We start from the raw sequence: 19,734 nt of genomic DNA, 5'->3' as shown, positions 1-19,734 counted from the left end.
TTCACGTTAATTGATGTCAACTTCTCCCTGAAGATGAATAAGGTACGATTTCGATAGGAATTCATGATTTCAGGTTTTTGTCACTTCATGATCGTATATTTGCCAATCACAACCATGACAACCGTGATCTCGAATTTCTTTAATCATAGACAAGAAACCATGATAACCATAGCAACCATGATAACCACCATAAAGCCGATGATCTCACTGATTACCTAAATTGATTACCCTGCAAATGCGATAATTCTGCATCTACCAGATCAATAAATCGACCATTATCCACCTCATACTAATTAAGAGTTATCCCGACATTTTTTACCTGAAGGCATAAAAATAATTCGTCGACCAGCCACTCAATTCAGTGCGATGCACCCATGATCCGGCACATGCCAGGACGCACGGTGTGCATGTGCAAATGAGCTGGAGAGATCCTGCTGGACGGCTCGAAGAGGCGATGCAGAAAAAGGTGCGATTCAGATCGAAGCTCGCCGCAACCGCGACGGCACGAATTGGGTTACGTTCGGCCCATGTCAATCCACGAACCACAAAGCAAAGGAACCATGCCCGCCCACCCCGGGTTCGAGGACGGGCATGCACCCATGCACGCCGCTCATGCCTAATTTCCGGAAATGCGGTTCGGAAGTTCTGCCATGAGCGCATTCCACAATTGCTGCTGTTCGGGCGGAGTCAATTCATCTTCGTGTCTTCGGACCACCGAGTCGACGACGTCGGCATAGTAAATCCCAGCCTCGTTGTTGCTAGCCTGGTCTCCGCTATGCACAGGCGGAGGGCAACGCTTAAGCTCGCGATCAACCTCTTCCAGCGCATACCCGAGAATTTCAGCAAGCATGCCGCCTTGCGGCTGCGACTCTTGCCGCACGCCGCGGCAATCACCTACGCTCAGCCCAGGTTGCTCAACTTGCTCAACTTGCTCAACTTGTTCAACTTGTTCAACTTGTTCACGTTGCTCAGAGCCGTGAATAACGAAATCGTCCACGCCCGGCGAAAACGGCGCAGGATAATCGCGCCGGTCGGCAAACGCGCCATTTCCGCGCTCATTGCCCGCCGCACCATAGATCGGCTGGCCAGCCATAGGCGACGAGAGCCAGCCCTTCGAAAAATAACCGGGTGCAATGGGCTGAATCGATACGCCCATGTCCGCAATGCTGCGTGCGCCAGCCATACCGTTGCCACCATTTTGCAGCGGCAGCGACCACTGGTTTGACATCGCCGAACTCGCAACGCGCTGCTTCTGTGATGCGATGCGGAGTTGTTCGCGCGCACGGCGAAGCGTCGCTTGCGAAATTCCGGCCGCAGCAGCCATCGCTTCGACTTCTGTACCCGGACGAGGACCGTTCTCGAGCGTAGCCGTCAGGAAGTCGCACGCCGCCTGGACCTTGCCGCCGCCTGCGCCCGCGTCCGCCCCTTCTGCGAGGTTCAGAATGTCCATTGCCGAGCCAGGCAGCTGCTCACCCCATTCGACTCGGGAACTTTCAATTAGTCCATGCGTAGTTGGAATTTGCTCGCCAGTCGTGCGATACAGAAAGCCGCCGTCCTCGCGGCAGATATTCGCCTTGGCCTTCACCAGCACGCTCCACTCCCGGACCGACCCGTAACCACCGCTGTCGTCCTTGGCGACGAGCATCGCGACGCGAACAACCGCGCCCAGACCAACGCCACCGATAATCCTTTCAAGCGGATGCTTTTTCTTCGATGCCTTCACCACATGGGTCAACCCCAAAACAGCGCAGTTGGTACGTTCGGCCAGCCCGACCAGCGGCAGCAGACTCTTTCGCACCTTGTTGTTATTGCCTGGACTACCCGGCATCAGATCGGCGATCGAATCCACAATCACCAAAACAACATCGCGCAGTTCCCGGATCTTATCTTCCAGAAGCCGCAGATCACGAACCGGATCAAACGGACGAGCCATCCAGCCCTCTTCCGTCCGGCGCACTACATCGATATTGGCCAGGTTAGCGCCGGCCGCGACGAGACGCGGAATGATCGTGTCTTCGATGCCGTCTTCGGACGACCAGATCACCACGCGTCCGCGCGGACTGTGCGAGCCATCCGGCCAGAAGCCGCCCGTTGAAATCGTTGCCGCCATGGCAATCGCCATCGTGGTTTTACCCGTCGACGGCGGACCTGCCAAGATGTGCACCTTGGCCCAATAGATCCAGTCCTTCCAGATCACTTGGGGCGAGTGCATAGGAATGTTCTGCGCCGATTCGAGAATGACGCCGGTACCGTTGCTATTAAATCGATTAGCGGACATGGCCGCCCCCCTTGCTCTGGCTGGCGGCCGCGAGCGGGCCTTGCAGCCCGCGCCGCAACTTGAGTGCAGTTGCCTGCGAGCATCCGAGGTACTTCCGGATGCCCGCGACAGTAGCGTGCACCTTGCCTTCTGAGACGTCGCGCGTTAGCTGCATGAGCTGGGAGTCGACCTCGTCAAGTGGGGAGTGGGACGTTATACCGCTGTCGGTATCCACGGCCTTATCCGCCTCAACGTACTTACGCTCGACGCCGCTACTGGTAGCGACAACAAGGGCGGTCACGGCATCACCATCGCGACGATACGCGGGCATCACCAGGTACCAGCCAAAGACACCAATGCCGTCGAGCACGCACGCGTACACGAGGCCGAGGAGCAGGCTCACGCTCGTCTTGCCCAGTCCAGTCAGGTCTGCGAGTCGCACGATTACCGGATCGTCACGCATCGCGTCACGCAGCCGCAGCGTCCGATCGACCAGTACCACCTGACGATCTTCGGCCGCTTCGCGCCGTCGTGCCTCGTCAGCCTCGATCGCGAGCGCTTCGAGCGTCGCAGTAAGCGTGGTGCGGCGCAAATGCTCGCTGGTGCAATTGCCATCGCAGTGATGGCTGTCAATGAGAGCCAGTGTTTTGCGCGCGCTCGCCTGATCGTGGGCGATGGCCGTCAGGCTGCGCCCAGGCGTGCCAGCCACCGGTACACGCGCAGTGTCCAGCACGCTTTCAGCCCGCCGGGTGCCCGCATGCTGCTGCGCCAATTGGAAAAACGAAATCTGACTACTGAGCGTAACCACCAGACCCGCCGTGCACAGGACAGCCACCAGACCACGCACCGCGAACGACTGTCCACGGCTCAGCGCAGGCAACAGATGCAGGCCAGCGACCGTCACGACCGGAACAGCCGTGCAAGCCAAGCGTTCCGCCAGAGTGGCACCACGCTCCAGACCTGAAAGCGCCGCGATGTAGAGCGACGTCGCCGTTGCCGTGCCCGCCAAGGTAACCTTCGCGGCTTGCAGCAAATTGCGTTTCATCGGAGAGAACGACGCATGGCTGTCGCCTGCATCGCTGCCACGATCATCGGCGACTGATGCGCGATTGAAAATCGGTAGGATGCGCGCAGCCATTTAGATTGCCTCCCCGGGCAGGAACTTCTCGACGGCCTCTGCGTCCCACTCGTCGCCGTCGAAATACTGCTTCATACCGACATCATCGAGACTAACAGCGTCGCTTACTTCCACGCTGACGCCACGAACCAGATCGACACCGCTCACGACTGTACCCGCGGTCGGAAACATCCCATTTTGCGGATAGATTGGATTAATGCAGTTCTTATTCATTGCCTCTCCCGCTCTATTAATCATCGTTGCGGCTAGCTGCAATACGAGCCTCAATGTATTCCTCGACCTCCGCCAATACCCAGCCAACGCAGCCTGGACTAAGACGAATTGGGCGCGGGAACGTTTTGTCGAAATATTTGCTTTTCGGGTTCAGTTTGTTATAGATGCTGCTCTCCGAAATCGAGAGCTTTTGCTTGAGCGCACGAATGCGCAGGATCTCATGCATGGATTGGCGATTTATTGTCATCGAAAAACCTCCTTGTGGTTGTTTGGTTTCGATGACCGAAATTTATAGGGTGATGGTGGGCCAGAATAGGCGCCTGACCAGATGACGGTGTACGTCAACGCGTAGACCGGTAAGATTGATTTTGCAGGCTAGGGGGCCGCAGGCATACGCGCCTGACCGGCCTGACAGAAGCAGGCGGTGGCGTTTTTTGGAGATGTCGTTTGGCGGGGAACGTCCACGTCGAGGCTCGGCGGGAGCGACGGAAGCACAAGAGCCGATGCCTGTGCCAGTCATACGCCGGTCAGCGATATGCTGATGTCGGGGCCCACAACGCGGATCAGATTGTGGCCCTTCGGGGCCTAACACGGTCTGTCCGACGGTGACGGGCCGTGCCCTATGACGATTTTTTCGGCTTTTTGGGGAACAGCTCAGCAGCGTCGGGCATATTGTCGAGCCAGCCATAAACCGTGTTCAGTACTTCATGTTCCGATAGCGGGGTTGTTGAATCTTTGTTTTCAATCGAAAAAGCCCGCACCTTGTCTTTAATGGTTTTCGCAGCATGTAGCCGGGATTTCCATCCCTTCTCCTTGGGGCGCATTTCCCGGGCCAGTCGGTAGGCTACATCGATGGATGCCTCATACTTCTTTTTTGCGCTTGCCTTGCCAGCGTTACTCGCGCCGTTAATGCGCGTTGCCTGGATGGTGTCCTCGCGCAGTTTATAGATGGTCTGAATTGGTTGTATGACACCCGCCCAGTAGCAGGCATCCGACATATACGACCACGCCAGACCCAAGTCGTTATCGCGAGACGCTTTCAAAGACTGCGCGTAGTAAGCGCATGCGACCAGCATTGCGGCATATTCCGGATCCCCTATCGGTTGCGAGGCAGATTGAGTCTTGATTTCGTTATACAACCCCTCACCGCTGATCGAATCGTCCTCCAACATGGGGATCAATATTTCAGCCTCAAAACTTTCAACCGTTTTTTCCGGAATCGTATTTACAAAATGGCTTTCGAGAATCGCTATAACGCGCACGGCCATATTGTGAAAAGTTCGCTGCGGTTTATTTTCACCAGCAAAAGTATTCATTTTCCAAATTTACCGCTTCGGCTAAGGTTGTTGTCAGATTGCAATTAACGGCAAGCTTTGCACGGCAAACCGCGAAGTTACATGCAAAGCGCGCGTGCCGGACCAATTCTAAGAGAAAAACGTGACCTTATGCCTCTTGGGTTTGGGAGACGTCGCTGATGCTCGTCTGCGTACCTGTCACAAAGTTTGCCCATGCTTCCATCATGGGGCGCCGTTGCTCCATTAGGTCCGTGCGATGATAAGCCGCCTCGACCTTGTTCTGAACCGAATGGGCGAGGGCACGCTCGGCCAGGTCACGCGGATAGCCGCGTTCGCTGCACCAGTCACGGAAACTTGAACGATAACCGTGGGCCGTGGCAAAGCGGCCGGGTGTATCGCTCGGGGCTTCGACCCGGCGAAGAAAAGAGGTGAGAACCATGTCGGACAGTTCGACGCCGTCCCGCAATGAAGGAAACGCGAGGTCTTCGTGGAGACCTTGTTGCCCCTTCAGAATCTCCACCGCGCGTTTCGCCAGCGGAACCCGATGCGGCAGTTTGGCTTTCATCCGCTCCGCGGGGATCGTCCAAACGCCGGCAGTGAGGTCGACCTCCTGCCACACCAAGCCCCTGACTTCGCCGGACCGGCACGCCGTCAGAATCAGGAACTCCAGCATGGGGCGGGTGACGTCGTAGCGGTGCGCACCACGCAAATGTTTGCCGACGAAAGCCGGTATCACCCGCCACGGCATTGCGGGTTGGTGCTGTGTGCGCACAGCCTTGCCGGGTTGTTGCGGCAGCAGGAGGTCGACGACATCAACCGGGTTCGCGTTGCAATATCCGTGCGCCCAGCCCCATGCCATGACGGCTTGCATACGCTGTTTCACGCGTCCAGCCGTCTCGGCCTTTTCTAACCATATCGGCCGCAGCACGTCAGCAATGTGTCGCGGCTGGATAGCGTCTAGAGGCATCGATCCGACGATCGGAAATGCGTACTGCGTTAGCGTGTTGATCCATTGCTGGCCGTGCTTCGCGTTCTTCCAACCCGGCAGCAGTTCGGCATGTAGCGTTTCGGCGGCCCCCTTGAAAGTCGGCATTTTAGGCTTGATCGCCTCCGCTGCCTTGGCTTCCAATGGGTCGATACCACTTGCAATCTGTTCGCGCATGGCTGCCGCGAGCTTGCCAGCATCTGCGATACCCACTTCGGGGTAGCTGCCCAGCCCGGCATTGCGACGTTTGCGGCTAACAGGACTAACAAAACGTAATACCCACTTGCCATGCCCTTTGCTGCTTGACGGGTGGAGCGTGAGACCCGTTACCCCTCCATGGGGAAGTGCCGCGTCATCGGGTTTTAAGTTGCGCGCTTTCAGGTCGGTCAGTGTCGCCATACGTACGGCCTCGTTTTCGGTATGCCATTCAGTATGCCACTGACGCGTGGATATGGTTGGTTGATGTTGGGCTGCATTGGTGAGAAAATAAACGCAATGCATTGATTGTTATGTTATTTTTGTTTTTTGTTGGTCTGAATTACAGAGATTTGTGGCGGTCACCGCCTCCGCCAGACAATCAATGAATACGGGCCGATCGGCCCGTTTTTCATTTCTGGCCATCAAAGAATCCGCCCATCGGCGAATGCGCAACGTGTCGAACGGGTAAGCAACTGTAAATAAAGCCCGATTGCACCGAGGCTGCGTAATTTGCTGTCACAAGCCAGGCCGAACGAATGCTGCGCCCGGCTCCTCCAACTCATGAAGAGGGAGGAACCATGCTCAAGTTACTGTTAACGATAGGTTTCGCAGTGGGCCTTACCGGGTGTGTGGTTGCACCACCCTATGGCTACGCACCGGCATACGGATATGCGCCCGGCTACTATGCCGTCCCGAGCGTCAGCGTGGGGGTTGGCGTCGGCGGTTATTACGGCGGCCGCGGGAGGTGGTAATTTCTGGCCAAGCTCGTTCCTGGCCAAGGTCGTATCAGTCAATCTCTCGGCAGCACCCGCATTAAGGGGAACCCCTCCCTCAACATCTTGCTCCCATGGTCGATATCAAGACTATCTGTGCGTCAGCACGCCAGGGAGTTGCTCATGAAAGTCAGTACTTTAGCCTGTGCACTAATTTGGGTTGCCGCGAGCGCGGGCGCATCGTCCGCGCTTGCAGGCACGTCAACGGCGCTGTCCGACGACGATAGCGCAGCGGTATTCGGCTCGGCCAGGCTGTCGAATCTGCAGGACGTTGGCGGCAGCGCGAAAGTGGGCGCCTCCGCCGCTACCCTGGGCGCCAATACGCTGAGAGGCGCAAGCGGCAATATCGGCGTGAACGCCTCAGCCGGTGCGCTGAATGCTCAGTCCAACCAGATCATCCTCATCACCACACCGCAAGCAACGATCACATCACAACAGAATGTGCGTGCCGTCGCGCAAGTGACGGGCAGCACCTCCGCCAAACTCGGCGCCGGCTCACTGGCAGCGGTGAGCGGCAATGTCGGCGTGAATATCGCGTCCGGTGTGGGCAATGCCCAGTTCAACGGCCTCATCATTCACTGAAACTGAGTCGCAACGCCTCGACACCACAACGACTTAAACCAGCGCGGTCGCCTCGACCTCGACCTTCAACCCGTAATGCAGGTGTGGAACCGGCACGACGGCCCGCGCCGGCCGTGCCTCACCTGCCCAACGCGCGTAGATCTGATTGAAGCTCGCCCAGTGTTCGATATCGGCGATATAGACGCGTACCTGCACCAGTTGTGCAATGCTGCTGCCGGCACCCTCAAGCGCAGCCTGAACATTCGCCAACACCTGCTCGGCCTGGACCTCGAACGAGGCGTCAGCAAGCTTCTCGCCCTGTGCGTTGATCGGCAACTGTCCCGAGACGAAAACAAAACCATTCGCAATCGCAACATGACTGTAATGGCCACCCGGCTTTGCCAAACCAGCGGGATTGTCCATGTGCGGCAGATGCGGGTCGTGCTGGCTAACAGCCATGAATGCAACTCCAAAGTGGATGGCGCCTTCGCAGCGCGTGGCTATGCACAGGACGCTGCATGCCGCTCACCGCCCACGTCAGACGCGTCACACGCTAAGCGCATCCAGCTTCTCACGCGCATCGGCGCAACGGCGATTCAGGTCGCGATGCATCAACTGGCTGTCGAGCAGCGCCGATACATCAGACAAACCGTAATCAAAGCGCAAGACGTATTCGATGTCTGTGTAATCGTGATAGGCGCCGCTGTCTGCCAGCTTCTGCGCTTCAGCGAAGGCAGCATGTTGCCGTTCGCCATTCATCAAATCTCTGATCGCCATGATTGCCGCTCCGAGGAACAGTGACGCCATCATAGCAATGCAAATTGAAACGCACGGTCGCGCGCACGCAACACCTGGTGTTTTCCGTAGACACATTGTTCGCGCCGGATGAAGAAGCAAGCAGGCCGCGCGTTTCGGCTAAGGAACAATGATCCGCGTTTAGCGAAGAATGCCTGCTCGCGATGCCGTCAAACAGCAGCGACAGGTACCTTCATCCCGTGCCATTTGACTACCAGAATCCGCCCGACGTAACACAGCACGCCCGCGACGCCCACGACGATGCCCATGCCCTTGGGCGAGCCGTCTTGCCAGAGTCCGACCGCGAGGCTCGCCAACGCGCCGAGCGCCAACTGCACCGCGCCGAACACGGCGGCCGCGGCGCCGGCATTCAACGGATACCGATGCATAAGATCGGTCGTGCAGTTAGCGGACAACAACCCCACCACGCCGACCACGAAGAACAAACCGAAAACGATCGACCACAACCCGCCCCACCCCGTCAGCGAGACGAGACAAACGAACAGGGACGCGATGCAACTCACAGTCGCGGCGAACGAAATGATCGGCAGTGAACCGAGCCGGCCGACGAGACGCGTATTCATCAAGTTGCCGAACATGATGCCGACGATATTCAGCGCGAACAGAAAGCCATAGTGCTGCGCCGATACATGGAAATATTCGATGTACACGAACGGCGTCGCGGTGATGTACGCAAACATCGACGCGAACGCCATCCCGCCGCACAGCATGTGCCCCCACGCGACCGGATCGCGCAGCAATTTGCCATAGGCGCCGAACGATTTCAGCAGCGCTGAATGCGCACGCTTTTCGGGCGGCCACGTTTCCGGCACCTTGAGGAAAGCGGTCACCGCGCACACCGTACCGAACAGCGTCAGCACGATAAAGACGACGCGCCAGCCGCCGAGCAACAGCAACTGTCCGCCGATCAGCGGCGCGAGCAACGGCCCGATCGACGTGACGATGGCGAGCATCGACAGCACCCGCGCGGCATCGGTCGGACCGTGCGCGTCGCGAGCGATCGCGCGGGCCAGCACCGAGGCCGCGCCCGCGCCGAGCGCCTGCACGAAGCGGAATATCACCAGCGATCCGATCGAAAACGACAGCGCACAGGCCACGCTTGCCAGCGCATACATGATGATGCCGCCGAGCAGCACGGGCCGGCGGCCATAGGTATCCGACAACGGACCATAGAGCAGCATGCCGATCGAAAAGCCGAACATGAAGCTGGTGAGCGTGGTTTGCGCGGCGCCGTTGCTGATGGCGAATGCCTGCGAGATAGTCGGCAGGCTCGGCAAATACATATCGATCGAAATCGGCCCGCACGCGGCAAGCGCACCGAGCAACAGAATCAGCCGGCCATCGGGCCGGCTTCGGGTGACGTGAGACATGGGAATCCAGATGAAGCGCAGCGCCCTCATCGGCAGCGACACGCGGTGAAACAGGGAAAGCAGCAGCTTGACGACCTCGATTGTACGCGACGGCTAAACCGTCCGAGGCGTCCGGGCCCGGATGGCCACGAGCCCTCCATGCCCCGCGACAAGCGCGCCGTCGATCGGTTAAGCTGCCGCCAGAACGCTTCGGGGCGTGACACAAACCTGTCCGCTACGCCTTCCACACTGCCCTGTTCCGACCTTGTCATGACTGCCTTCCTGTTGATCTGGAGCCCCAAGAAATGGCCGTGGCCCGAGTTGCCCGACGTGGCGAAACGGGTCGCCGCAGGCGTAGCGGTGGCTGATGTATGGGGTTGCGGATTTGCCCGCAGCATCCTGCCGGGCGACCGCGTGTTCCTGCACCGTGTCGCGCAGGAACCCAAGGGCATTTTCGGCTCGGGCTACGTGACGCGCGCGCCGTACGAAGTCCCCGACCCGGCGACGAAGCGCGGCTACCGCTTGTGCATCGACTTCGTCTACGACTGGGTGGTCGACGCACACGAGGGTGTCGTGATTCCACGCGAGATGTTGCGCACGCATCCGTTTTCGGTGCAAACGTGGGACGCGCAGAGTTCGGGCACCGTGATCAAGCCCATGGCGGAAGGCGCGCTGGAGAAGCGCTGGGCCGAGCTCACGGGCAAGCGCAAGCCGCCAAAGCTAAACACATCCGCCAGCTTGGGCATACCCAAAACCTCTTCACGCTGACTCCGGTACAATTTCTGTACTCATCCCAGCGCCGCGCCAGCCGCCTCCAGGCTACCCGCGCCGCTGCGCAACCCAATTTCCAGCCATCGCCATGTCCAATAATCAGACCCTCTTCGAACGCGCGCAGCGCACCATCCCCGGCGGCGTGAACTCGCCGGTCCGCGCCTTCCGTTCGGTAGGCGGCACGCCGCGCTTCATCGAACGCGCCGAAGGAGCGTACTTCTGGGACGCGGACGGCCAACGCTATATCGACTACATCGGCTCATGGGGCCCGATGATCCTCGGCCACGTCCATCCGGAAGTGCTGGAAGCCGTCCAGCGCGTGCTGGCTAACGGCTTCTCGTTCGGCGCGCCGACGGAATCCGAAATCGAAATCGCCGAAGAAATCTGCAAGCTGGTCCCGTCGATCGAACAGGTCCGCATGGTCTCGAGCGGCACTGAAGCGACCATGAGCGCGCTGCGTCTCGCGCGCGGCTTCACGAACCGCAGCCGCATCGTCAAGTTCGAAGGCTGCTATCACGGTCACGCGGACAGCCTGCTGGTCAAAGCCGGCTCGGGCCTGCTCACGTTCGGCAATCCGACTTCGGCGGGCGTGCCGGCCGATATCGCCAAGCACACCACGGTGCTCGAGTACAACAACGTCGCGGAACTCGAAGAAGCGTTCAAGGCGTTCGGCAACGAGATCGCCTCGGTGATCGTCGAGCCGGTGGCGGGCAACATGAACCTCGTGCGCGCCACGCCTGAATTCCTGCAAGCCTTGCGGCGCCTGTGCACCGAGTACGGTTCGGTACTGATTTTCGACGAAGTGATGTGCGGTTTCCGCGTCGCCCTGGGTGGCGCTCAAGAGGTCTACGGCATTACGCCGGACCTGACGTGCCTGGGGAAGGTGATTGGTGGCGGCATGCCGGCCGCGGCCTTCGGCGGCCGCCGCGACATCATGGCTCACCTCGCGCCGCTCGGCGGCGTCTACCAGGCGGGCACCTTGTCGGGCAATCCGATCGCAGTCGCCGCGGGCCTGAAGACGCTGCAACTAATTCAGGCGCCGGGTTTCTACGACACGCTCGCCGCCCGCACCACGCGTCTTGCGGAAGGTCTCGCGAATGTCGCGCGCGAAGCGAAGGTGCCGTTCGCGGCCGATTCGCTTGGCGGCATGTTCGGCCTCTACTTCACCGAGTCGATTCCGACCAGCTTTGCCGAAGTCACGAAGAGCGACGTGCCGCGCTTCAATGCGTTCTTCCACAAGATGCTCGACGCGGGCGTGTACTTCGCGCCGTCGGCCTATGAAGCGGGCTTCGTTTCGATCGCGCACGACGACGCGATCATCGACGCCACGATCGACGCCGCGCGCGGCGCGTTCACCTCGCTCGCGGCTTGAGGCCGGCGAGACACAGACCGAGACGCAGAAACCGCCGAAACCCAGGCCCAACACTACCTAGCCACCGCACCCGACCGGACACCGATGTTTTCGCAAACCGACTTCGTCCATATGGAACGCGCGCTCGCACTAGCCAGGCGCGGCATGTACACGACTGACCCGAATCCGCGCGTCGGTTGCGTGCTCGTCAAGAACGGCGAGGTGATCGGCGAAGGCTTCACGCAACCGGCCGGCCAGGATCATGCCGAAGTTCGCGCGTTGAAGGACGCGCGTTCGCGCGGCCATGATCTGCGCGGCGCCACGGCCTACGTGACGCTCGAACCGTGCAGCCATTTCGGCCGTACGCCGCCGTGCGCGAACGCGCTGATCGAAGCACAAGTCGAGCGCGTGGTCGCGGCCATGGAAGACCCGAATCCGCAAGTCTCCGGGCGTGGCCTCAAGATGCTGCGCGACGCCGGCATTGAAGTACGTTGCGGGCTGCTCGCCAACGAAGCGCACGAACTGAACATCGGCTTCGTGTCGCGCATGACGCGTGGCCGCCCATGGGTGCGCATGAAAGTGGCCGCCTCGCTGGATGGCCGCACCGGCTTGCCGTCGGGTGTCAGTCAATGGATTACCGGCGAAGCGGCGCGCGCCGATGGTCACGCGTGGCGCGCCCGCGCGTCGGCGATTCTGACGGGTATCGGCACCGTCCGGGAAGACGACCCCCGCATGACCGTGCGTGCCGTCGACACGCCGCGCCAGCCGCAACGCGTGCTGATCGACAGCCAGCTCGACGTGCCGCCTGACGCGCAGATTCTGGCCGGCGCACCCACGCTGATTTTCTGCGGCAATCTCGACGAGCGTCACACCGAGCGAGCCGCCGCACTGCGCGATCGCGGCGCGGAGATCGTGCAACTGGCGAACGCGTCCGGCAAGGTCGATTTGCCCGCCATGCTGAAAATACTCGGCGAGCGTAACGTCAACGAACTGCACGTCGAGGCGGGCTACAAGCTGAACGGTTCGTTGCTGCGCGAAGGCTGCGTCGACGAACTGCTGGTCTATCTTGCGCCCAGCCTGCTTGGCGTAGACTCGATGAGCATGTTCAATCTGAACGCGCCGGAGACGCTCGACGGCCGCACGCATCTGAACTTCCACGCAGTCGACCGGATCGGCGACGATCTGCGGATTCTTGCGCGCTTTGTGCCCCGCGCCGTGCCGGATCCGGCACCCGAAGCCGGGACCGAGCCCGCACCCCAACCAACTTCGAATTGATCAAGGACTAACACGATGTTTACAGGAATCGTCGCGGCGGTGGGCCGCATCGAATCAGTCAAACCCCTCGGCACAGATGGTGACGCGGGCGTGCGCCTGAACGTCGAAGCCGGCGGCCTCGAACTCGAAGACGTCCAGCTCGGCGACAGCATCACGATCCAGGGCGCCTGCATGACGGTCGTGGCAAAGACCGCGCATTCGTTCGAAGTCGACGTGTCGCGCGAAAGCCTGAACTGCACGGCGGGCCTGGGCGAGACCGGCGAGGTCAATCTCGAGAAGGCGCTGCGCGCGCATGACCGGCTCGGCGGCCATATCGTCTCAGGCCACGTGGACGGCCTCGGCACGGTCACGTATTTTGCGCCGGTCGGCGAATCGCACGAACTGCGCGTGCTGGCGCCGCGCGAGATCGGCCGCTATCTGGCTTATAAAGGCTCGATCACCGTCAACGGCGTGAGCCTGACCGTCAACTCGATTAAAGATCGCGACGATGGCTGTGAGTTTTCGATCAATCTGATTCCGCACACGGTTCAGGTGACGTCGCTCAAGAATTTGCGCGAGGGTTCGCCGGTCAATCTGGAGATCGATCTGATTGCGCGGTACGTGGAGCGGATGCTCAGCACGTCTGATAACGGCCATACCCCATTGAAGTAACTGGATTTTTCGCCAAACAACTGTCTGCCGTCGTCTCGTCAAATCCAGCCAGATCTACAGCATTGTGACGGTACATCGGTCAACGATCCATTGGCGGCGCGTGGTTGTCTGCGCGCTGCGCGCTGCGATTTACCAGATTGCTGGTCTGAGGCCGGTGGAGTAGGCGCGACGGGCACGGGTGATCACGGAGTCCAACGATAAACAACGATGCTGGTGCCGTTGTAGTTGTCCTTCGTGACCGCGTACTCCCCGCTCGATCGAAGGTACGATCTAAGACCGTACATCGAATCCATGTCATTGCCGACGTACACATTGCTTGGGTTGCTGTTGATGAACGTATTGTCCAAACTGCCCGTCGTCAGGTTGAAGGCATCGATATTGGGCACGGTGTGGACGTAGCCAACGAACAGGTAGTTGCCAGCAGCAGTGAGGGACTTCGGATTGGCGCTGGTGAGCGTGATAACCGGGTTCGGGTTGGTTGTGTTGCCGGCGAGCCACCCGTGGTAGACCTCTACGCGGGTTCCGATGCCGGTCCAGTCAGTGCTGCCCGTGATCCGCTGCCCGAGAATCATCGTGTCGCTTTCGGGCAGGTAGATGATGCGGCTCAGGTCACCGATCGATGCAGGAACCGGCACGGTTACGGGCGCTCCCCATGACGGCTTGCCGTTCGCATCGAACCCGGTCAGCGGCCAGTGCCAGATCCGGTTCGTCTTGTCGAGCCCGGCCCACACGTCGCCCCTGCTGTCGAGGCAGAAGCCGTTGCGAACCAGCGCAGTGGCATTGAATAGCGTGCCCGGCAATACGCCATCCGGGACGGCAGTGTAGCCCTGGGCAGGGTCAAAGTGAAAGAAGTAGAAGCCGTCGGGGTTCTGGTCAGTGGCGACCAGCACCCTGTTCGTTCCTGCGCTCGCAATCATGCCGAAGTGCAGGCCGCGACCCCGGTAAGTCACGTCGAGGCGGGGGTCGGACGGATACGTGAACGGGTCAACGGTGTTGGCGACAAACTTCCAGTCCGCACTACCTGTGCCTGAATAGATGTTCACGCCGGAATAGAACAGGGTTGCGTCAGTCGCCGGATCGGGGGCGGCTATCGCCTCGAAATTCAGTGCACGCAGGTTGTAGAGGAGCTTACCTGTCGGGCTGTATGCGTAGAGGTCTGTGCCTCCTGTGCGGCCATGGTCCCATGAGCCTCCCCACGGCTGGGAAAGGATGTAGAGGTTGCCGGCCGAGTCTTTGCCGATGCCGTCGATGCGCGCGAAGCGCAGGCTCCCCACCTGCCCTTTCGTACCAGTCGTTGTATCCAGATAGCCACCCGCCACCCCGAACGTGCTTTTCAGTGTCCACGTGCGCGTGTCGTAGATCTTCGCGTTCTGGTCCGGTCCCGCGTCGCCGATCCAAAGATACTGCGTGGTTGAGTCGAAGTAGAGCGCATGCGGGACTTCGCCGGTGGGCAGGGTGAGCGTATGCAGGATCGTGCCTGTCTGGCTGACCTGAAGGACGGTGCCCTCTGCCTCCTGGGCGACGAGGATGTTGCCATTGCCGTCGAACGCTAGTGCACCGGGGTCAGTCACGGCAATGTCACGCAGCCAGGTGCCATTGATGTCGTAAAGTCGCATGCGCGCGCACGGGTTGTCGCTCGCCGTCCAGAAGTGGGACCAGGTGGCGATACCGGTGATCACATCGGCGCGCCGCTCGGTGGTGTCGCACGAGACCTGGATGCTCTGGTCAAACGCTCCCGTCACCCGGTCGTATCTGATCACGAGGCCGCTCGAGTAGACCCCGTTCACGCGTCCCCACTGGCGCGGTGCCCAGAGCTTGGTGGCATTGCCGGTGATGGCACTGCCTTGTGGTTCGCCATGCGCGCCAAGGCTGCCGGCGTTCAAACCACTCTTGTAGATCGCAATGCCACCCTCGTTCTCGTCCCACATGGAAGCGGTGTAAATGGTGCCTTCTGGCGCAACCCACATCGAACGCGCGGCGTTACCTACGTGAGTGGCGTTAGTCCCATACGTATTCGCTATCCAGTCAGTCGTGTACTGGCCCTGACATTCTGACGCGATCGTAGCGCTCAGCATTGCCGCAAGGAATGCGGCACAGATTCGTTTCATGACGTACCCCCAATTTGCAACACGTGCAACGGCCGCCATCAGGAGACCGGATGGCTGCAATGAGGTGGCTGGCAAGTAAGGATGCGGTCCGGCGCAATCAAATCGGCGTGCCGTACAGGCCGGCACGTTCCGCGCCGGTTTTGTCAGTCGAGGGACGTGCTTCTGAAAAATAGTGCTCTGGGCGCGAAGCCCGAAGACCAATCCGAGCAGAAGTGTGCGATTGCGTACGTTGGCATTTTCATGGCACCGTCACATTAGCCGGCTGCCGCACCTGGCCATGCGGGTCAACGAACGACCGATCCATCTTTGGACGCCGCCGTTGAGATCGGCTGGGCTCACGGGCCGAAGTGGGTCGACGGCGGGCGGAGTGATAGTGGGTGCAGGCATAGCTCGGATGTAAAGTTGCTTTGGCGCACGAGTTTATCGGTGCGTTGTTTCATTGGTCGGCTCGATCTTCCGCTCGACCCTGACCTGCCTGTCGGCACAAGTTATCGACAGGCAGCTCTGGCGCCAATATCACACATCCACCCCATGCGCTGCGACTGCTGCAATCACGTTTTGTGAGTTCGCGAGCCGGGGACAACTGTCGACACCTTATGGTTTAAGCAATGGGGAAATTGCTGCGCCCCTGGGTAGGTACCCCACAGAGTTTGAATTCTCTATCTCATGAACACCTACCTAAACAACCCATCGCCTTTGCGACGATGATTGCTGCTATCAGAAGATCTGCGGCTCCCGATAGCGAGCAACAACGAAGTCGACAAAACTTCGCACGCGCTGCGTTATGTAACGACGCCCCGAATAGAGCATCCACATAGTGCGCTCGTCGCCTTCGAGATCGAAACAGTCAAGCAGCAGCTTGAGCGCGCCCGCACGCAGTTGCGACTCGATCAGCGGCCGCGGCAGGCGCGCAACGCCGGGGCCCGCCAATGCTGCCCGTTTTACCGCCATCAGATTGGGCGAAGTGAAGATCGGATGCACGGCGACTCGACGGGGACCGTGAGCATCGCGGAATTCCCAGTGGCGAGTCGCTACGTTCGACGCGAGCAGAACGTTATGGTCGGGAAGGTTCTGCGGCACCTCTGGCGGACCGCGCCGCGCAAGGTACGTTGGCGACGCAACGATCACGTCGCGACACTGCGTGAGCGGGCGGCAGATCAGCGACGAATCTCGCAGCCGGCGTTCGGCACTGAACCACACGTCATGATCGTTGCCGTCAAGATCCTGCGTGCTTGCGAAGACCGTCATTTCGAATCTCACGCCCGGTTCTGCAGCGTGATATGCGGTCAGTAAATCGCTGAGGTAGGTGGCAGCAAAGAACTCCGAAGCCGCTATCTTCAGCGAGCCGACCGACTCCTGCGTCGCGGACGAGACGCTCGCATCCAACATGTTGAGTTGCGTTATCAGTTCCGTGCATCCTTGCAAGTAGGCTTGACCCGCCTCGGTAAGCGATATACGCCGCTTCGTCCGGTTGAGCAGGCGTGTGTTGAGGTGCGCCTCTAGCGTCGCAATGCCTCGTGTGACAACGGCACTGGATACGCCGAGTTGCTTCGCCGCAGCCGCAAAGCTCAGCGATTCGGCGACTTTTGCAAACATACGCATGGCGTCAAGCTGGTTCACGGCGACTACGCATAGGATAGGGGCTCACTTCACTAACTTACCTCCGACAAGCTGACGCAAAGCGAACCGTGCGATTACAGTTTTGATAACTCCGATGTAAAACTGACCCACTCTTCCTCCTGGTGTGAAGGAAAAGTGATTCAGCACACGCGCGCGAAGCAGTTGAAAGCCGGCACGTCCAGAAATCTGGCGCTTCAGAACTTTTCCGGCGATTGACGTGGCCTTCGACCATGCCATTGACGTAGGGCGTCTGCAGTGCAGCGCGAATGGCATCGTAGTCGTGGCCGATCCCTTCCGCGGATCTTCGCATCACGGGTACACCGCTCGCCAGCCTCTTTTTTGTCAATCCTTGATTGCGCCTTTTCGAATAAAGTCCGCTCGGCTTGAACCGATAAACATGCACCTAGATTCGTTTTCGGCTCAATGCCGGCATCCTGAGCCGACGTATGCATGAAGTTTACCTCGCATGCATAGCCGCCTTGGCGGCACAAGATCTCAGTTTCACGTCAAAGAATAAATGGCTAGTACTGACTGCTTGCCGCAGCAGCGTCCAAGCCTCTATACGGGCGGCAATTTTGCCTGCTCGTGACATGTTCAACGCAAGGGTTGCATAGATATGAAACTGTCTTTTGTCCAGAAGCTTTGGCTGCCACTCATCCTGAGTTTGCTGTGTCTCGCTGGAATATCGATCTATAACGCTTACCAGACGAGAGAAATGCGGCTGGAGGAGCGGAAGGCCGACCTGATACACGCGTCGGAGATCGCCCTGAGTGTTGTCACGACCTCTGGCAAAGACGCGGCCGCTGGCGCCATGCCCGTGGCGGAAGCCCAGAAGCGGGCCATGGACCGCATCCGGAACATGCGGTACGGCGAGGACGGCTATTTCATGATCGTCAATTCGCAGCCGAGGGTCCTGATGCACCCGACGCGAGCGGAGATGAATGACAAGGACGTCGGCGACTACAAGGATCCGAACGGCGTTCACCAATACAGAGATATGGTCGCTGTCATCAAGCGCGACGGCAAGGGCTTTACCGCATATAGCGCTCCGAAGCCGGGAGCCACCGAGGCCTCTCCGAAAATTGCCTACAACGTGACCTACCAGCCGTGGGACTGGATTCTCACGACGGGTCTATATGTCGACGACATCGATGCGGCATTCCGCTCGTCGATGTATCAGAGCCTCGGGATTCTGGTGGTCCTTGCCGGGGCCTTGTCGGCTGTGGTGGTACTGCTCAACCGCGGCATCCTACGCTCACTGGGGGGCGAGCCGTCCTACGCCGCCGAAATTGCCGACCAGATCGCCAGGAGCGATCTGACTGCCGTGGTGAAGACGGCACCGGATGACCGCTCGAGCCTGCTGTTTTCGATGAAGCGCATGCAGGAGCAACTTACGCAAACGATCGGCACGATCAAGATTTCGGCCGACTCGATTGCCACCGCTACTCACCAGATTGCGGCGGGCAACCAGGACCTGTCGCAACGCACCGAAGAGCAGGCCGCCTCGCTCGAGGAAACGGCGTCCAGCATGGAGCAACTGACCTCGACCGTCACCCAGAATGCCGACAATGCCGGTCAGGCCAACCAGCTTGCTGCGCAGGCCGCCCAGGTGGCGGAACAGGGCGGCGCCGTGGTGTCGCGGGTGGTGGAAACCATGGAGGGCATCAACACCAGCTCGGACAAGATTGCCGACATTGTCGGCATCATCGAGGGTATCGCCTTCCAGACCAATATCCTTGCGCTGAATGCTGCTGTCGAAGCAGCGCGGGCGGGTGAGCAGGGACGGGGCTTTGCGGTGGTGGCCTCCGAAGTGCGGTCGCTGGCGCAGCGCTCCTCGGCGGCAGCCAAGGAAATCAAGGAGCTGATCCACGATTCCGTCGAGCGGGTGCGGACAGGCGCCAGCCATGTACAGGAAGCCGGAACGAAGATGCACGAGATCACCCGCGAGATCAGGCGCGTGACCGACATCATGGGTGAAATCACCGCTGCATCACAGGAACAGAGCAAGGGCATTGGCCAGGTCAACCAGGCCGTCACGCAGATGGACGAAGTCACACAGCAGAACGCGGCCCTGGTCGAACAGGCGGCCGCCGCCGCCGGTGCGCTCGAGTCGCAGGCGAGCGATCTGAAAGCCGCTGTTTCGATGTTCAGGCTGGACGTTTCGCACGACCCCGGCAGGGGGGCTGGCGCGCAGATGCACACGGCGGCTCCGGCGCGCGCCAGAGCGCCGGCCAAGCCAGCCGTGAAGCGGTCCGCTCCGCAGCCCGTTCTGGTGGCGCAAACCGCCAAGGCTGACGAATGGAACAGTTTTTAGGCAGCCCCTATCACGGCTGACTGGCCGGCAAAGCAAACTGCATCCTTCGGTGCCGGCAC

The 19,734-nt window shown here is 59.9% G+C and carries 17 protein-coding genes and 1 pseudogene; 6 read left to right on the top strand and 12 right to left on the bottom strand.

Annotated elements, in window-relative coordinates; all coding sequences use genetic code 11:
- Positions 1–616: 616 nt before the first annotated feature.
- The 6 genes from M0D64_RS16165 to M0D64_RS16140 all read right to left on the bottom strand — a co-directional run bounded on the left by M0D64_RS16165 (position 617) and on the right by M0D64_RS16140 (position 6,287).
- A complete protein-coding gene (locus M0D64_RS16165) occupies positions 617–2,278 on the bottom strand; it encodes an AAA family ATPase (RefSeq protein ID WP_266258445.1) in 1,662 nt (553 codons plus the stop codon).
- Positions 2,268–3,395, bottom strand: a complete 1,128-nt coding sequence (locus tag M0D64_RS16160) for a hypothetical protein (protein ID WP_266258444.1) — start codon at positions 3,393–3,395, stop codon at positions 2,268–2,270. The genes M0D64_RS16165 and M0D64_RS16160 overlap by 11 nt, the downstream gene beginning before the upstream one ends.
- Entirely contained in the window at positions 3,396–3,608 is a 213-nt protein-coding gene (locus M0D64_RS16155; protein ID WP_266258443.1) for a hypothetical protein, read from the bottom strand.
- Positions 3,609–3,624: 16 nt separating this feature from the next.
- On the bottom strand, positions 3,625–3,855 hold the full coding sequence (locus M0D64_RS16150) for an AlpA family transcriptional regulator (protein ID WP_266258442.1): 231 nt from the start codon (positions 3,853–3,855) through the stop codon (positions 3,625–3,627).
- A 373-nt stretch (positions 3,856–4,228) separates the two neighbouring features.
- On the bottom strand, positions 4,229–4,924 hold the full coding sequence (locus M0D64_RS16145) for a hypothetical protein (protein ID WP_266258441.1): 696 nt from the start codon (positions 4,922–4,924) through the stop codon (positions 4,229–4,231).
- A gap of 127 nt (positions 4,925–5,051) precedes the next feature.
- Positions 5,052–6,287 carry a tyrosine-type recombinase/integrase gene (locus M0D64_RS16140; protein ID WP_266258440.1) on the bottom strand — a complete coding sequence of 412 codons (1,236 nt, stop codon included), beginning with the start codon at positions 6,285–6,287 and terminating at the stop codon, positions 5,052–5,054.
- Between the two features lie 695 nt (positions 6,288–6,982).
- On the opposite strand from M0D64_RS16140, the gene M0D64_RS16135 reads away from it, so the two are divergent.
- A complete protein-coding gene (locus M0D64_RS16135; protein ID WP_266258439.1) occupies positions 6,983–7,441 on the top strand; it encodes a hypothetical protein in 459 nt (152 codons plus the stop codon).
- A gap of 33 nt (positions 7,442–7,474) precedes the next feature.
- On the opposite strand, the gene M0D64_RS16130 is transcribed toward M0D64_RS16135, so the two are convergent.
- The 3 genes from M0D64_RS16130 to M0D64_RS16120 form a co-directional block, all read right to left on the bottom strand.
- A complete protein-coding gene (locus tag M0D64_RS16130; RefSeq protein ID WP_266258438.1) occupies positions 7,475–7,879 on the bottom strand; it encodes a RidA family protein in 405 nt (134 codons plus the stop codon).
- An 87-nt stretch (positions 7,880–7,966) separates the two neighbouring features.
- On the bottom strand, positions 7,967–8,197 hold the full coding sequence (locus M0D64_RS16125; protein WP_054037416.1) for a hypothetical protein: 231 nt from the start codon (positions 8,195–8,197) through the stop codon (positions 7,967–7,969).
- Positions 8,198–8,385: 188 nt separating this feature from the next.
- Positions 8,386–9,606, bottom strand: a complete 1,221-nt coding sequence (locus M0D64_RS16120; RefSeq protein ID WP_154559923.1) for a Bcr/CflA family multidrug efflux MFS transporter — start codon at positions 9,604–9,606, stop codon at positions 8,386–8,388.
- Positions 9,607–9,855: 249 nt separating this feature from the next.
- Between M0D64_RS16120 and M0D64_RS16115 the strand changes: the two genes are divergently transcribed.
- From M0D64_RS16115 to M0D64_RS16100, 4 genes are all read left to right on the top strand, one after another.
- Positions 9,856–10,353: a hypothetical protein gene (locus M0D64_RS16115; protein WP_266258437.1), complete on the top strand. Its 498-nt coding sequence runs from the start codon at positions 9,856–9,858 to the stop codon at positions 10,351–10,353.
- A 91-nt stretch (positions 10,354–10,444) separates the two neighbouring features.
- The gene (gene hemL, locus M0D64_RS16110; RefSeq protein WP_266258436.1) at positions 10,445–11,728 is read left to right on the top strand and encodes a glutamate-1-semialdehyde 2,1-aminomutase; all 1,284 of its coding nucleotides are present in this window, start codon (positions 10,445–10,447) and stop codon (positions 11,726–11,728) included.
- A gap of 84 nt (positions 11,729–11,812) precedes the next feature.
- The gene (gene ribD / locus M0D64_RS16105; RefSeq protein WP_266258435.1) at positions 11,813–12,982 is read left to right on the top strand and encodes a bifunctional diaminohydroxyphosphoribosylaminopyrimidine deaminase/5-amino-6-(5-phosphoribosylamino)uracil reductase RibD; all 1,170 of its coding nucleotides are present in this window, start codon (positions 11,813–11,815) and stop codon (positions 12,980–12,982) included.
- Positions 12,983–12,997: 15 nt separating this feature from the next.
- Positions 12,998–13,633, top strand: a complete 636-nt coding sequence (locus M0D64_RS16100; RefSeq protein WP_266258434.1) for a riboflavin synthase — start codon at positions 12,998–13,000, stop codon at positions 13,631–13,633.
- Positions 13,634–13,815: 182 nt separating this feature from the next.
- On the opposite strand, the gene M0D64_RS16095 is transcribed toward M0D64_RS16100, so the two are convergent.
- The 3 genes and pseudogenes from M0D64_RS16095 to M0D64_RS16085 form a co-directional block, all read right to left on the bottom strand.
- Positions 13,816–15,741, bottom strand: a complete 1,926-nt coding sequence (locus M0D64_RS16095) for a YncE family protein (RefSeq protein WP_266258433.1) — start codon at positions 15,739–15,741, stop codon at positions 13,816–13,818.
- A gap of 717 nt (positions 15,742–16,458) precedes the next feature.
- Positions 16,459–17,343, bottom strand: coding sequence for a LysR family transcriptional regulator (locus tag M0D64_RS16090; protein WP_266258432.1), 885 nt, complete (start codon positions 17,341–17,343; stop codon positions 16,459–16,461).
- Between the two features lie 153 nt (positions 17,344–17,496).
- Positions 17,497–17,659: pseudogene (locus tag M0D64_RS16085) on the bottom strand (ISL3 family transposase); the annotation flags it as partial.
- A gap of 318 nt (positions 17,660–17,977) precedes the next feature.
- On the opposite strand from M0D64_RS16085, the gene M0D64_RS16080 reads away from it, so the two are divergent.
- On the top strand, positions 17,978–19,675 hold the full coding sequence (locus M0D64_RS16080) for a methyl-accepting chemotaxis protein (protein ID WP_154566945.1): 1,698 nt from the start codon (positions 17,978–17,980) through the stop codon (positions 19,673–19,675).
- Positions 19,676–19,734: the final 59 nt, after the last annotated feature.

This window comes from Paraburkholderia sp. WS6 (genome assembly GCF_030464835.1).
GTDB classification, from domain to species: domain Bacteria; phylum Pseudomonadota; class Gammaproteobacteria; order Burkholderiales; family Burkholderiaceae; genus Paraburkholderia; species Paraburkholderia madseniana.
The sequence above is the reverse complement of the archived record's forward strand: the minus strand, read 5'-3'. Positions and strand labels throughout refer to the sequence as shown.

Excerpts from the sequence above, each read along its gene's own strand:
- M0D64_RS16165 (WP_266258445.1), bottom strand. The coding sequence starts at position 2,278 with ATGTCCGCTAATCGATTTAATAGCAACGGTACCGGCGTCATTCTCGAA.
- M0D64_RS16160 (WP_266258444.1), bottom strand. The coding sequence starts at position 3,395 with ATGGCTGCGCGCATCCTACCGATTTTCAATCGCGCATCAGTCGCCGAT.
- M0D64_RS16155 (WP_266258443.1), bottom strand. The coding sequence starts at position 3,608 with ATGAATAAGAACTGCATTAATCCAATCTATCCGCAAAATGGGATGTTT.
- M0D64_RS16150 (WP_266258442.1), bottom strand. The coding sequence starts at position 3,855 with ATGACAATAAATCGCCAATCCATGCATGAGATCCTGCGCATTCGTGCG.
- M0D64_RS16145 (WP_266258441.1), bottom strand. The coding sequence starts at position 4,924 with ATGAATACTTTTGCTGGTGAAAATAAACCGCAGCGAACTTTTCACAAT.
- M0D64_RS16140 (WP_266258440.1), bottom strand. The coding sequence starts at position 6,287 with ATGGCGACACTGACCGACCTGAAAGCGCGCAACTTAAAACCCGATGAC.
- M0D64_RS16135 (WP_266258439.1), top strand. The coding sequence starts at position 6,983 with ATGAAAGTCAGTACTTTAGCCTGTGCACTAATTTGGGTTGCCGCGAGC.
- M0D64_RS16130 (WP_266258438.1), bottom strand. The coding sequence starts at position 7,879 with ATGGCTGTTAGCCAGCACGACCCGCATCTGCCGCACATGGACAATCCC.
- M0D64_RS16125 (WP_054037416.1), bottom strand. The coding sequence starts at position 8,197 with ATGGCGATCAGAGATTTGATGAATGGCGAACGGCAACATGCTGCCTTC.
- M0D64_RS16120 (WP_154559923.1), bottom strand. The coding sequence starts at position 9,606 with ATGTCTCACGTCACCCGAAGCCGGCCCGATGGCCGGCTGATTCTGTTG.
- M0D64_RS16115 (WP_266258437.1), top strand. The coding sequence starts at position 9,856 with ATGACTGCCTTCCTGTTGATCTGGAGCCCCAAGAAATGGCCGTGGCCC.
- hemL (WP_266258436.1), top strand. The coding sequence starts at position 10,445 with ATGTCCAATAATCAGACCCTCTTCGAACGCGCGCAGCGCACCATCCCC.
- ribD (WP_266258435.1), top strand. The coding sequence starts at position 11,813 with ATGTTTTCGCAAACCGACTTCGTCCATATGGAACGCGCGCTCGCACTA.
- M0D64_RS16100 (WP_266258434.1), top strand. The coding sequence starts at position 12,998 with ATGTTTACAGGAATCGTCGCGGCGGTGGGCCGCATCGAATCAGTCAAA.
- M0D64_RS16095 (WP_266258433.1), bottom strand. The coding sequence starts at position 15,741 with ATGAAACGAATCTGTGCCGCATTCCTTGCGGCAATGCTGAGCGCTACG.
- M0D64_RS16090 (WP_266258432.1), bottom strand. The coding sequence starts at position 17,343 with ATGCGTATGTTTGCAAAAGTCGCCGAATCGCTGAGCTTTGCGGCTGCG.
- M0D64_RS16080 (WP_154566945.1), top strand. The coding sequence starts at position 17,978 with ATGAAACTGTCTTTTGTCCAGAAGCTTTGGCTGCCACTCATCCTGAGT.